This is a genomic window from Nostoc sp. CHAB 5715 (genome assembly GCF_020829685.1).
Taxonomy (GTDB): Bacteria; Cyanobacteriota; Cyanobacteriia; order Cyanobacteriales; family Nostocaceae; genus Nostoc.
Map to the genome: position 1 here is coordinate 1 of NZ_JAIVFR010000078.1, position 12,455 is coordinate 12,455.

Annotated in this window: 11 protein-coding genes and 1 pseudogene; 10 read left to right on the top strand and 2 right to left on the bottom strand. The window is 44.7% G+C overall.

The window, feature by feature from the left end; translation table 11 throughout:
- Nucleotides 1–413: 413 nt before the first annotated feature.
- The gene (locus LC574_RS06585) at nucleotides 414–599 is read right to left on the bottom strand and encodes a hypothetical protein (protein WP_229452199.1); all 186 of its coding nucleotides are present in this window, start codon (nucleotides 597–599) and stop codon (nucleotides 414–416) included.
- Between the two features lie 47 nt (nucleotides 600–646).
- Between LC574_RS06585 and LC574_RS06590 the strand changes: the two genes are divergently transcribed.
- The 10 genes and pseudogenes from LC574_RS06590 to LC574_RS06635 form a co-directional block, all read left to right on the top strand.
- Nucleotides 647–2,185, top strand: a complete 1,539-nt coding sequence (locus tag LC574_RS06590; protein ID WP_229452200.1) for an amidohydrolase family protein — start codon at nucleotides 647–649, stop codon at nucleotides 2,183–2,185.
- Between the two features lie 498 nt (nucleotides 2,186–2,683).
- On the top strand, nucleotides 2,684–3,652 hold the full coding sequence (locus LC574_RS06595; protein WP_229452202.1) for a TauD/TfdA family dioxygenase: 969 nt from the start codon (nucleotides 2,684–2,686) through the stop codon (nucleotides 3,650–3,652).
- A gap of 263 nt (nucleotides 3,653–3,915) precedes the next feature.
- On the top strand, nucleotides 3,916–4,251 hold the full coding sequence (locus LC574_RS06600; protein ID WP_229452203.1) for an MFS transporter: 336 nt from the start codon (nucleotides 3,916–3,918) through the stop codon (nucleotides 4,249–4,251).
- 199 nt (nucleotides 4,252–4,450) lie between these two features.
- Nucleotides 4,451–5,011, top strand: coding sequence for a GNAT family N-acetyltransferase (locus LC574_RS06605; RefSeq protein WP_229452205.1), 561 nt, complete (start codon nucleotides 4,451–4,453; stop codon nucleotides 5,009–5,011).
- A 134-nt stretch (nucleotides 5,012–5,145) separates the two neighbouring features.
- Nucleotides 5,146–5,811 carry a dienelactone hydrolase family protein gene (locus LC574_RS06610; protein ID WP_229452206.1) on the top strand — a complete coding sequence of 222 codons (666 nt, stop codon included), beginning with the start codon at nucleotides 5,146–5,148 and terminating at the stop codon, nucleotides 5,809–5,811.
- Between the two features lie 6 nt (nucleotides 5,812–5,817).
- On the top strand, nucleotides 5,818–6,492 hold the full coding sequence (locus tag LC574_RS06615) for a class I SAM-dependent methyltransferase (RefSeq protein ID WP_229452208.1): 675 nt from the start codon (nucleotides 5,818–5,820) through the stop codon (nucleotides 6,490–6,492).
- Nucleotides 6,493–6,569: 77 nt separating this feature from the next.
- Nucleotides 6,570–7,568 carry an aldo/keto reductase gene (locus tag LC574_RS06620; protein WP_229452209.1) on the top strand — a complete coding sequence of 333 codons (999 nt, stop codon included), beginning with the start codon at nucleotides 6,570–6,572 and terminating at the stop codon, nucleotides 7,566–7,568.
- A 36-nt stretch (nucleotides 7,569–7,604) separates the two neighbouring features.
- Nucleotides 7,605–8,672 (top strand): aliphatic sulfonate ABC transporter substrate-binding protein, encoded by a 1,068-nt coding sequence (locus LC574_RS06625; RefSeq protein WP_229452210.1) that lies wholly within the window; start codon nucleotides 7,605–7,607, stop codon nucleotides 8,670–8,672.
- Nucleotides 8,673–8,804: 132 nt separating this feature from the next.
- A complete protein-coding gene (locus tag LC574_RS06630; RefSeq protein ID WP_229452212.1) occupies nucleotides 8,805–10,655 on the top strand; it encodes an ABC transporter ATP-binding protein in 1,851 nt (616 codons plus the stop codon).
- A 53-nt stretch (nucleotides 10,656–10,708) separates the two neighbouring features.
- Nucleotides 10,709–11,212, top strand: a pseudogene (locus LC574_RS06635) (PhnD/SsuA/transferrin family substrate-binding protein); the annotation flags it as partial.
- Nucleotides 11,213–11,241: 29 nt separating this feature from the next.
- Here the strand turns inward: LC574_RS06635 and LC574_RS06640 are convergent.
- Nucleotides 11,242–12,234 carry an alpha/beta fold hydrolase gene (locus LC574_RS06640; protein WP_229452214.1) on the bottom strand — a complete coding sequence of 331 codons (993 nt, stop codon included), beginning with the start codon at nucleotides 12,232–12,234 and terminating at the stop codon, nucleotides 11,242–11,244.
- Between the last annotated feature and the right edge of the window lie 221 nt (nucleotides 12,235–12,455).

Sequence of the window (12,455 nt, forward strand, 5' to 3'; positions counted from 1 at the left end):
ATAGAGCTTACGCAATGCCGCATATTCTTTTTAGTTTGTAGTGTTTGCGTAGCGTCTCGGAGGGAGGACTAAGGTGATTTCTTATTAAAAAATACCTATGATGACGAGTTTCGACTACTTCGACTTCGCTCAGTACAAGTTCGCTCAACTCTCGGTTACTCAGTTGGTTGAGCGAAGCGATGCACTGAGCTTGCCGAAGTGTCGAAACCAACAGCTATGGTAAATTTTTTCCTAGAAATCACCTAAAGTCTTCTCTTGCAGATGCTACTTGAACAAAATCAGGACTAAAGTCCTTACTACAAACAAAAAGCGTAAGCCCGATCAAAAGAGTAGTGAGTTTCGAGTGCTGTAGACGCTCCTGCGGGAGCCAGTGTGTTGTGGTTCTTTCCGTTGTAGCAATTGTCTTTGCTGAGTTATATGATATCCGTCAAATTGGCCATAATAAAAACACCCCCAACCCCTCCCCTTACCAAGGGGAGGGGAGCAAAAGCGCAGCTTTGGCGGGGTGGGGTTGAGCGATGATGTTGAGCGGAAATATTGTGGGTAATTAACCGGACTTGATATAACACTTCAGATGCATCGTTGTACTCAGCACTCATAACTCATTTCTCAGCACTACTTCTGTCATTTATTCAAGGAAAAAGATATGACTGAATACAGCAGATTAAAAACTTCCCGTTCCGCCGCAATCAAAGCAAACCTCGATTATCCGATAATTGACACTGATGTTCATACCAATGATTTCACTCCGGCGCTTGAGGATTACATTGCTAAATACGGTGGCTCGAAACTCGTAGATGAATTACGCAAGGCGGAAGATTCTCGTCTCAATTCCAAGAGCAATGGTAAAGACTGGTATCAACAAACTCCAGAAGAACGCCAGTACAACCGCACAATTCGATCGCCTTGGTGGGCTAGAGTCACCCGCAATACTTTGGATCTCGCTACTTACACTCTTCCTGAACTGTTCTATGAGCGTCAAGCGGAGCAGGGGTCAGATTATTCGGTACTGTTTCCCAACAATGTTTTGGCACCGGCTGGAGCAAGCATTGAGAACCGTCAAGCACTGCAACGTGCGGTCAATCACTATCATGCTGATTTGTATCGGAAATATAGCGATCGCCTGACACCTGTAGCTGGTATCCCGATGGGTAATCCTCAAGAAGCCGTTGAGGAGTTAGAGTTTGCCGTAAAAACACTAGGGTTAAAGGTGGCAAATATTCCTGGTGGTGTGAAACGGCCAATTAAGGCGATCGCTGATAAATATCCAGCAGATCAATACCCTGAAATCGCCAAGTATGCCTCTTACATCGACTTCTACGGATTGGATAGTGAATACGACTACGATCCATTCTGGGCAAAGGCGGTTGAATTAGGTGTACCCATTACTACCCATTACGGTAGTCAAGGTTGGACTGGACGCTCCTCCATCAGTAACTACATGAACAACCATATCGGTCACTTTGCTGATGGCTCACAAGCATTTGCCAAAGCACTTTTCTTTGGTGGTGTTACCAAACGTTTCCCACAGTTACGCATAGCTATGCTTGAAGGTGGTGCAGATTGGGGTGCTCACGTCTACATTCATTTAGTGGATCGTTTCTCTAAGCGCAATCTCAAAGGATTGCAAAACTACAACCCAGAACTGACAAATGCTGATGAGTTGTTCGTGTTGTTTGAGCGTTTCGGTAGCGAATTCTTAGAAGCACATCCTCTGAGTAAAGAAGAATTGACTAAGAGCGTCTTGGGATCTTCATTTAGCCGTCATAGCCGTGCGCCAATTGGTAGCGAACTGGAAGACTTTGCAGCAGCCGGGATTGAAACAATTGAAGACATCCGCGATCGCTGGGTGAACAGTTTCTTCTTTGGTTCTGAGTCTGACGATCGCACCATTGCAGCAGCATTCAACGACAAAGCCAATCCCTTGGGTGTGAAAATCAACGCCATTTATTCCTCAGATGTTGGTCACTGGGATGTGCCAGATTTGACCGACCCCCTAGCGGAAAGCTGGGATTTGGTACAAGAAGGTGTGATTTCTGAAGCGGACTTTAAGGCTTATGTATTCCATAATCCTTACAAGTTTTATACTCAAGCGAACCCCGACTTCTTCAAGGGTACGGCGGTTGAATCTAAGGTAGCTAACAGCGAATCTCCACAAGCAGATAAGAGTTTGGTAACGGCATAAGAGATTAGGAGGAGATCGGGGAATAACTTCCTTGCTCCTCTACATCTCCTTCTTCAGTAGTTAGGGCATTGCGGGTAAATAGCGTACCGTCGGGTTTCGACTTCGCTCAACCCTCGTTCACCGTGAGTTGAGCGAAGTCGAAACTCAATTATCGGGTACTTTATTTATCTGCACATCCCTTATCAAACTAGTTTCACTGAATTTTATTAACATTTTTATACTACAATAAATTTATCGATTTAGAGTATAATAATGAGATACGGATGCTTCTTTGGTATATTGCTGGGAATAAATAAAAATCTTTGGCGTTGCTGATTGAGAATATGAATTTGTCTCACGCATAGACGCGAAGCGGCTTCCGGCAGGGTAGGCGCAAAGGAACAAAGAAAAAGCAAGGTAATTTTGGAGTTTCATACTCTGATTCAGCAACGCCGAATCTTCCAAAGGAAGCTGACGAGTACAAACATTCACCGATAGATCAAGGTTTGGAGAATAAATATGAGCTATAAGCACATTGAAGTTAAACCGACTTCTGGTTTCACTGGTGCCGAAATCAGCGGGGTGGATCTTTCGCGTCCTCTGCACGATGAAGCAGTTGCCGAAATTCGTCAAGCATTATTGAAGTGGAAGGTCATTTTCTTTCGCAATCAGAACATCAATCATGCTGCACAGATTGCCTTCACGGCTCGTTTTGGTGAAGTGACCTACGCGCATCCCCACGAAGACGAGCCGATAGAAGGCTTTTCCCAAATTTTACCAATTGATCGCAGCCGCTTCGAGCGCCGCAACGGTCTACGCCGTACTAGCTATGAAAGTCGTTGGCATACTGATGTAACTGCTGTTGTTAACCCACCTGCGGGTTCAATTCTGCGAGCAGTTAACGTCCCTAGCTTTGGTGGTGACACACAATGGACTAATCTAGTTGCAGCTTATGAAGGTTTATCAGAACCTCTGCGGAAGTTAGCAGACACATTAAAGGCAGAACACAGGTTCAATGCACGTTTACGGGTACCTAGCGGTAGCAAATATGCCCAGCGCGTTGCCGCCAATCCCCAGGTTTCGATTCACCCAGTGGTACGCGTTCATCCTGAGACAGGTGAACGTGCATTGTTCGTGAACCCTGGCTTTACCTCGCACATTCTTGATGTGTCACCACAAGAGAGCGAACTGCTGCTGGAGTTGTTTTTCAACCAAATCACTAAACCCGCTTATATCACTCGCTTCCGTTGGAATAATGGTGATATCGCGTTCTGGGATAACCGCGCCACCTCGCATTTAGCCCCACAAGATTTGGATCATATAGAAGTTGAGCGCGTACTCTATCGCACCACCATTACAGGTGATATTCCAGTTGGGCCTGATGGCTTCCGTTCGCAAATAGTTGAAGGCGAGCCGTTAACGGCTGAATTACCAACTGTCCTCAAGCAAAAAGCCGAGAAGGTGTTAGCAGAACCAGCGCTCAATTAAGTTATGAAGTGCTAGTTGGGTCAAAAGCTAACAATATATATAAGACAAGTTAAGGCGATCGCACAAAGCAATCACGTTTAAAATACGGTAAATTTATAAATTTACCGTATTATGCATACCAGATGCAGACACCCAAAAATCATAAGTCATGCTCCGTGCTTTTAATTCTGGAAATTTTAGCTTGTTCTACACAGGTCAGGCCATTTCTCTAATTGGTACTTCAAGGACGCAGAGAGAAGGAAGAAATGCTTAACTGAACTGTATTGGTCTATAGCTCTAACGTGGTTAGCTTGAGTGGTACGATTAACGTCTGGTACATTACTTTTTTGGGTGTACTGTTAGGGATGATCAACGCCTTTGATATTCCAACTCGGCAAGCTTTTTTACCCCAAACAGTAGGTAAAGAAAATCTTGGTAATGCGTTTGCCTTGTACTCTTCTCTTGTAAGTGTGACGAGTATGGTGGGGCCAGCGATCGCAGGTTTGTTAATTGCAGCGTGGGGATCGGGGCTATGTTTTTTATTGGATAGTATCAGTTATGTTGCTGTAATTATTGCTCTTTTAGCAATCAGTAGTTCGATTGAATTTAAATGCAGATAGTTCTTAAAATATACGGATTATAGTTTAGAGCTTTAAAATTTAATTGTCTTAAACACTACACCCTACCCCCAACACCCTGCCCTAACGAGGTTTCACCTTTTCTTGTGCCATTCGACTTTAGTCCTTGTTTTAAGCACTGAAGTGCTTACTACGTACCAGGCAAAAATAAAATAGACAATGGCTAAACGAGGATTTACCAATGATATTGGAAACCGATCGCCTATTACTCCGGGAAATACAGATTTCTGATCTCGACGCGTTATTGATTGTCCTTGGTGATGTAGAGTCGATGCGCTACTACCCAAAGCCATTTGACCGCGAGATGGTGCAAAAGTGGATTGAGCGGCATCGCTGCAACTACGCACAGCACGGCGTTGGTTTGTGGGCAATGGTTCTCAAAGCAACGGGTAAGGTAATCGGCGACTGTGGACTAGTTTGGCAGGAGGTCGAGGGACGCAAAGAACTCGAAATTGGTTACCATGTCCGCCGTGACCAACAAATGCAGGGTTACGCCACCGAAGCCGCATACGCGTGCCAAGATTACGCTTTTAACGTGCTGGGTTGCGATCACGTCATCTCGCTGATTCGCCCAGAAAACATTCCCTCTCGCCGTGTAGCCGAAAAGAACGGTCTCAAGGTTGTTCAGGAGATCCTCTGGCGCGACATACCGCACTATATATATGCTGTACAGCGCTCAGAAAGTAAACTTCTTGCAACAAGCAATTTCTCAGAAGCAGAGAAGTCAACCCGAAGGGTGTAGGGTGTAGCGTATGGGGAATTAAGAAGAAGAAAGTTCTGTATGACGCACTGAAATCTAATTTCTATTAACACTAATCCCCAGAGGGGGCCCTGAGTTCCCCAGTCCCCAGTCCCCAAACTTTAGGAGTCAAGAATATGACCGTCGAACACCGTCTGAACACTAGCAATGGTTCTTTGCCTTATCTTTTCTCGCCTGTCTCAGCCGATGCCAACCAACCTGCGCCCCTGGTGTTATTTTTGCATGGAGCGCGCGATCGCGGCAATGATTTAAATGTCCTGTTAAAATGGGGATTACCTCGTTTTGTGAATGAATCAAGTCCCTTACCTTATGTGTTTGCCGCCCCCCAACTTCCCGAAGGACAGACTTGGGTAGAGCGAGAGTCAGATGTAATTGCTTTGCTGGACGATCTCATCGCTTCCCAACCCATCGATCCGTACCGTGTCATCATATCTGGGTTCAGCTTAGGTACAGCTGGAGCTTGGCATATCGCTGCTTCTCACCCTGGCCGCTTCGCTGGTTTGGTAGCAGTATCAGGGCGTGTACCCAAGACATTAGAAGAAACCCAACTAGCTGCACTCAAAGAAATTCCTATCCAGATATTCCAAGGCGCAAAGGATGAAAAACTGCCGATTGAGGATACAGAGCAGATTGTCGCTACCTTGCGAACAGCTGGCGGCACAGTAGATTTTACTGTATTCCCTGAAGGCGATCACTTTATTGCCGATGAAGTGTACAGTGACCCGAAATTGCAACAATGGCTGATTTCACAGAACCGTCGCAACGTCCCTCTAGTTGTCTGATGCCTTATGTCTTACGCACCATCCGATCACTGGAACCAATTTTTCTCTAAATGTAGAGATGCTGGCACAGATTTAGATTGGGGAACTCAATGGACGAAGCTTCACCTTCCGTTTCTCAAGTTTGCCAACATTAAAACTGTGCTTGACCTTGGTTGTGGTACAGGAAACGACGTGTTACGTCTGGTACAACAAGGTTTTACAGTAATTGGTATGGATTTCTCAGATGAAGCAGTGCGGCAAGGACGCGAGAAATCAGAAAAGTTAGGACTAAACGCACAGTTTGTAGTTGCCGACATGGCAAAACGTTTGCCTTTTGATCGTGCAACTTTTGATGCTGTTATGTCTAATGTTGCCATCCACATGTTTTCGGATCGGATTACACGCGAATTGTTTCAAGAAATTCGTCGAATAGTACGCCCCAAAGGATTATTTGTTTTCCACGTTAATTCTACAGAAGACGCTTTAGTTCGGGCAGAACGTCACCCACCCATGCGCGAAATAGAGCCAAATTACTTTCTAGAACGTCACGGACAAACTATGCATTTTTTCTCTCAAGAATATTTGCTAGACCTGTTATCTGACTGGAAAGATGTAGAGCTAAAACATTACGAAATATTGAATGAGCAAACGGGCAAGCCGTTTAAACGAGTTTGGTGGGGTAAGGCAGTACAGCCTGACTAATCTTCAATCGCAATCTTTAACGAAGAAACCCAGTTTCTAAATTCTGCTTTTTTCAATCAACAACGACGAAAACCTCCATGACGTTACCAACAACTAAGCTTGGTCAAACCGGATTAACTGTTTCCCGTCTCTCTCTCGGCACAATGACCTTCGGATTGCAGACAGATGAAGAAACTTCTAGGCAGATTCTTGACACTGCTGCTGATGCGGGAATTAACTTTCTAGATACAGCCGACGTTTATCCTCTGGGTGGTGGATTAGCTACGGCTGGACGCACCGAAGAAATTGTGGGACGTTGGCTCAAAGGCAAACGCGAACATTTTATTTTAGCTACCAAAGCTGTCGGTAGGGTTGGCCCTGCACCTTGGGATCAGGGTGCTTCTCGCAAACATATTCTCGATGCGATCGATGCTTCTTTAAGACGACTGGGAACTGATTATGTTGACCTTTATCAATTGCACTCTGACGATGCCTCAACCCCTCTCGATGAAACCTTAGAAGCATTAGATACAGTAGTGCGTGCAGGTAAAGCACGCTACATCGGGGTTTCTAACTTCTTAGCATACCGACTTGCTCGCGCTTTGGGTCGTGCTGATGTGCAGAATTTAACTCGCTTTGTTTCGATTCAACCCCGCTACAATCTCTTATTCCGCGAAATTGAGCGAGAACTTTTGCCCTTGGCTAAAGAAGAAGGACTGGGTGTAATTTCTTACAATCCTTTGGCGGGTGGTCTACTCACTGGCAAACACAATCTGACTCAAGGCCCCACCGCAGGAACTCGTTTCACTTTGGGTGCTGCGGCCGAACGTTATCAAGAACGCTACTGGCGCGATCGCGAGTTTAATACTGTTGAGGAATTACGCACAGTAGCAGATTTAGCTGGATTGTCACTCACTACCCTAGCAGTAGCTTGGGTGCTGGCTAATCCGATTATCACTGCCCCGATTATTGGCGCTAGCCGTCCAGAACAACTGACTGACACCCTCAAGGCTGTAGAACTGAAGCTTGACGACAGTTTGAAACAAAAGCTAGACGACATCACCAGCGAATATCGCAGAGGAGATGCTCTACGTTAACAACAAATACGATCGCTATCTCATGGATAAATAGTTATGATTAAACGCCGTCGTTTTCTCAATGTTGCTACATCAAGTTTATGTGGTTTTTCTACGGCATATCTGTTAAATAGTTGCAGCCAACAAAGCTCACAGAATGCAGTACAAACCTCTTTTTCAAATAGTAGTACCGCCAATCTAAATTACTCTGATATTAAAACTAAAGTTCTCAACATGGGGTATCAGAGTGCAGGGGATCTGTTCAGAAATCGGAAAGTTTTAGAGAAACGCTTAGACCCACTGGGAATTGAGGTAAAGTGGTTGCAATTTGCCCAAGGCCCTCAACTCATGGAAGGGATGCGCGCAGGCAGAGTTGATGTCGGATCTGTAGGAGAAACACCACCAATTTTTGCCCAAGTGGCTGGATCAGACCTTGTTTATGTCGTCGGTACACAAAGAACCCCAACTACAGGGAGAAGTAGTGTGATTGCAGTTCCGCCAGAGTCACCACTCAAGAGGTTTGAGGAGATTAAGGGACAAGAAGTTTATTTTCAAAAAGGTTCAGCATCCCACTATTTTATGCTGAGAGCTTTGCAGTCCATTGGTTTAACTATCAACGATATCAAAATCAAAAGTATACCGACAATCGAGGCCCGGGCTGCCTTTCTCGAAGGTAAAATTCCTGTTTGGATGACAGGAGATCCCCACTATGCGATCGCTGAAAAAATGAATCGAATTCGCGTCCTCAGAGATTCTGTTGGACTAGATTCTCCTGGTGGTTATTATATTGCTGATAGGAAGTTTGCCCAAGAAAATCCTGGTTTGCTAAAAATTATTATTGAGGAACTTCACGCTCTCGATAAATGGGCACAGACCAATCGAGATGAAGTGAAAAAATTGATGATTACAGAACAAAAGCTTGATGAAGATGTGGCCGAAAGAGTAATGTCTCGTCGCACTTTTGCCGGACGCAGAGGTTTAAGTCCTGCACTAATAGCAGAACAACAGCGCGTGGCAAATTTGTTCTTTGAAGCGGGTGTCATACCGAAGAAAATTAACATTCGAGATGCGTTACTTCCAGCTGATTTGTATGCTGCAATCACACCACCAGAAATTATGGTCTAAATAGAGAGTGCTGAATGGGGTATAAGAATGTAAAGGAAAGAGATTTTTATGTTTGGTTGTGAGATTTCCTCATGAATACTTGACTTACTTGATTTCAAATTGGTAAAAAATGATGCTACGAGAATAACATTCATGAAGAAAAAATCCAGAAAATCCCGATCCTTTCAACGTGCTGCCGATGCACCAGCCTTGCCAGCGACTCCATTCAGGTTCATTTGCTATTTCGTTAACCAATTCCGTTGGTGGTATGTGGCACTGGTGATCCTGGAGATAATACATGCAACCTGTGGCATTATGTTGCCCTATGCCATTGGTGAGATCATTCGGAGCGTGACGCGATCGCCTGACAACAGCAAATCCATTTTTGATGCCGTGAGCCAACCCCTAATGTTGTTCACCGCCTTGAGTGTGGGTGAAGTGGTATTCGGGCGATCGGCTGGACTTTTACAGACAATCCTCCATCCGATCCACCGACAGCACATCGTCCGATCCCTATATGCCTACTTACAGCACCATTCTCACCGTTACCTGAGCAGCAGTTTTGCCGGAGCATTGGCACATCGTATTAGCGAAACCTCTCTGGGTGTTACCCAGACGATGCAAATGCTGATTACTGAATTTATGCCAGTCATCATAGTATATATAGTCTCAGTAATTTTACTATACCGCGCCTATCCTCCGCTAGCTGCATTCGTGGGGGCATGGGCAGTTCTCTTCATCAGTATTTCGTTCTGGCTGGCAACTCGCTGCCGAATTTACTCCCGAAAAGCCGCATCAGCAAGAAGTGAGACAACTGGGAACATTGTAGATGCGGTAACAAATCTCACCAGTAGCCGATTATTTGCTCGCCTGGGTTTTGAACGACGCTATTTAAATGAGCAATTAAGGCACGAACTCAAAGAGGTGAGAAAATCTAACTGGTACTCGGAGCGAATCCGCTGGTTTCAGTTTATCTCAGCAGCAGTTCTGAAAATTGGCACTTTGTATTACTCGCTCTCACTTTGGAGTCAGGGGACGATCGCAGCTGCGGATTTCGTCGTAGCAACCAGTCTGTCGCTGTTAATCATCAGTGAAGCGCGCAATTTAAGTAGACGATTTCTAGAATTTTTTGAACATATCGGCAATATTGCCAATGGTGTCTTCACTATCATTCAACCCCACGAAATCATCGATCGAGATAGTGCGATCGCCCATTCAATCACTCAGGGACAAATTGAGTTTCGCCAAGTGAATTTTAGCTACTCCCTTGAGAAAAAAGTATTCGACAACCTTTCTATCACCATCCAACCAGGGCAGCGTGTCGGACTGGTTGGCTTCTCTGGTTCTGGAAAATCCACCTTCGTTAATTTAATTTTGCGTCTGTTCGACCCACAATCGGGAGAGATTCTGATTGATGGGGTGAACATTCAAGATATGACTCAAGATGCCCTACACTCGCAAATCAGCTTGATTCCGCAAGATCCGTCTCTGTTCCATCGGACATTGATAGAAAATATTCGTTATGGACGAATAGATGCCACCGACGAGGAAGCGATCGAGGCCGCACGCCAAGCCTATGCTCACGATTTTATCGCTCAGATTAAAGACGGTTATGATTCTTTGGTAGGTGAACGTGGAGTCAAACTTTCTGGAGGGCAGAGACAACGAATTGCGATCGCGCGAGTAATCCTCAAAAATGCACCAATCCTGATTCTAGATGAAGCCACCTCTAGCCTCGATTCAATCACCGAAAAAGCTATCCAAGAGACTTTAGATTCAGTGATGGATAGGAAAACCGTCATCGTCGTCGCTCATCGACTTTCTACTATTGCCCATCTAGACCGCATTTTGGTATTCGACCAAGGTCACATCGTCGAAGATGATACCCACGCTCAACTACTGGCGCGCCGTGGTGCTTACTACAGGTTATGGAAAATGCAGGCAGGTGGATTCTTACCTGTAGAAGCCAATAATCAGAATATATCCGAACTGCAAACAGGATAGTTTTCAGCATCGAATCGTGGCCATTTTAAAACATCCTATTTCACATTTCACGTATGACTAGAATATTCAACACTCGCCGCCGTTTTATCCGGCTTGGTACAGCAGGTTTGTTGGGTTTATCAACTGCATTGGTTATCAGTAGTTGCAATACTACAACCCCACGAGCAGAAAAATCTAATACTACAACGAATGTCTCAGCTACCAGTAGCATCAAGACAAAAGTTCTTCGTATGGGGTATCAACAAGCTGGTGATTTAGTTCGAGTTACAGGAGTATTAGAAAAACGTCTAGAACCCTTGGGTATCAAGGTGGAATGGGCGCAATTTGCTCAAGGGCCCCAGCTGATGGAAGCGATGAATGTGGGCAAAATCGATTTAGGTTCTGTGGGAGAAACTCCTCCCATCTTTGCCCAAGCTGCTGGCGCTGACATTGTTTATGTCGTTGGTTCACGGCGCACAAAAAAAACTGGTAGATCAAGTGCTATAGCTGTTCCCCCAGATTCTCCCATTAAGAGCGTCAAAGATATTAAAGGACAAAAAGTAGTCTTCCAAAAAGCTTGCCATGCCCCAACCTAAGACTCATAATCTTAAGCTCTATTAATCAGTTGATAAACTGCACTTACAACCAACTCAGGCTGATCTAGCGGTATAAGATGCCCGCTATTTTCTGCAATGATCTGTTGGCTATTTGAGGATAGTTGAGTTAAATCTAACTGAAGTGATGCCCATTGCTGGAATCTTTCATCACTCATCTCTGGTGCTTTAGAACCTTGACTCAATACGATCAAAGGCAAGCTGCCCAGTGACTCGGTCGCTTGCAGTTGCTCAAAGCTTCTTTTCATGTTGGCACGTTCACTTGATACGGTTGCCCAATAGCAGGGACGGTAACAATAGGATTTATAGATGTCAAATAAGGCTTGCACTGTCAACGGATATTTTTGAATTTTTTGTTTGATATCCTCAAGCATTGGTAACAGATTCATCTCTCCAAGTAATCGCAGCACTCCAATTCGACTAGCAACTCTCAAAAATTGATAAAGCCAAAACTCCCTTTTCATACGGTGCCACATTGCTGGTGTTATTTGGTTTTCATGGACAGAATCAACCAACACCAATCCAACTACTTCTTCTGGATATTGACTAGCATATAGTCGCATATTGCCTCCACCCAACGAGTGTCCAACTAAAATGTAGGGAGGTTCGATCTCAGCTTTGGTCAGCAGGGCGTGTAATTCATCAACACTCTGCTGACTTGTGCGAGGTATCCTGAGATTGGGATCGCTCCAACCCAATCCCGCTCGATCATAGATGCAGACACGAGTAAATTTAGCAATTTCAGATGTAACCAAGCCCCATGTAATTGAGGAAGCACCGCCCCCAGCATCCATGACAATCGTTGGTGTCCCCCGCCCCACACAGTTGAGATGTAGACGAAATCCCCCAATATCAAACAGTTTGCCTTGTGGAGGATACCTGCGTTGATCGATTATTTGACTGATTGCTTGATAGAGAATTCCAGCAAATAAGCTGATTGCACTAATACCTAGAGCAAGCACGATCAATTGTTCTGAGATTGCCATAGCAAAGTTTATACAGCTACCATTATTACACTCAAGTTTATTTTTGCTAACAATAAATTTGCGGCATAACTATTTATTATACGGAAACTTGACCTATAATCTTTTTTTAATCCTGATATATCAGGCATTCTAAGGAAATCCTGTTTGAATATACGGAAAACTTCTTTTTTACCGCCTTATTTGGGTATTATACCGAATTTTTCCGGATAACCACCCTTCAC

Excerpts from the sequence above, each read along its gene's own strand:
- LC574_RS06585 (WP_229452199.1), bottom strand. The coding sequence starts at position 599 with ATGAGTGCTGAGTACAACGATGCATCTGAAGTGTTATATCAAGTCCGG.
- LC574_RS06590 (WP_229452200.1), top strand. The coding sequence starts at position 647 with ATGACTGAATACAGCAGATTAAAAACTTCCCGTTCCGCCGCAATCAAA.
- LC574_RS06595 (WP_229452202.1), top strand. The coding sequence starts at position 2,684 with ATGAGCTATAAGCACATTGAAGTTAAACCGACTTCTGGTTTCACTGGT.
- LC574_RS06605 (WP_229452205.1), top strand. The coding sequence starts at position 4,451 with ATGATATTGGAAACCGATCGCCTATTACTCCGGGAAATACAGATTTCT.
- LC574_RS06610 (WP_229452206.1), top strand. The coding sequence starts at position 5,146 with ATGACCGTCGAACACCGTCTGAACACTAGCAATGGTTCTTTGCCTTAT.
- LC574_RS06615 (WP_229452208.1), top strand. The coding sequence starts at position 5,818 with ATGTCTTACGCACCATCCGATCACTGGAACCAATTTTTCTCTAAATGT.
- LC574_RS06620 (WP_229452209.1), top strand. The coding sequence starts at position 6,570 with ATGACGTTACCAACAACTAAGCTTGGTCAAACCGGATTAACTGTTTCC.
- LC574_RS06625 (WP_229452210.1), top strand. The coding sequence starts at position 7,605 with ATGATTAAACGCCGTCGTTTTCTCAATGTTGCTACATCAAGTTTATGT.
- LC574_RS06630 (WP_229452212.1), top strand. The coding sequence starts at position 8,805 with ATGAAGAAAAAATCCAGAAAATCCCGATCCTTTCAACGTGCTGCCGAT.
- LC574_RS06640 (WP_229452214.1), bottom strand. The coding sequence starts at position 12,234 with ATGGCAATCTCAGAACAATTGATCGTGCTTGCTCTAGGTATTAGTGCA.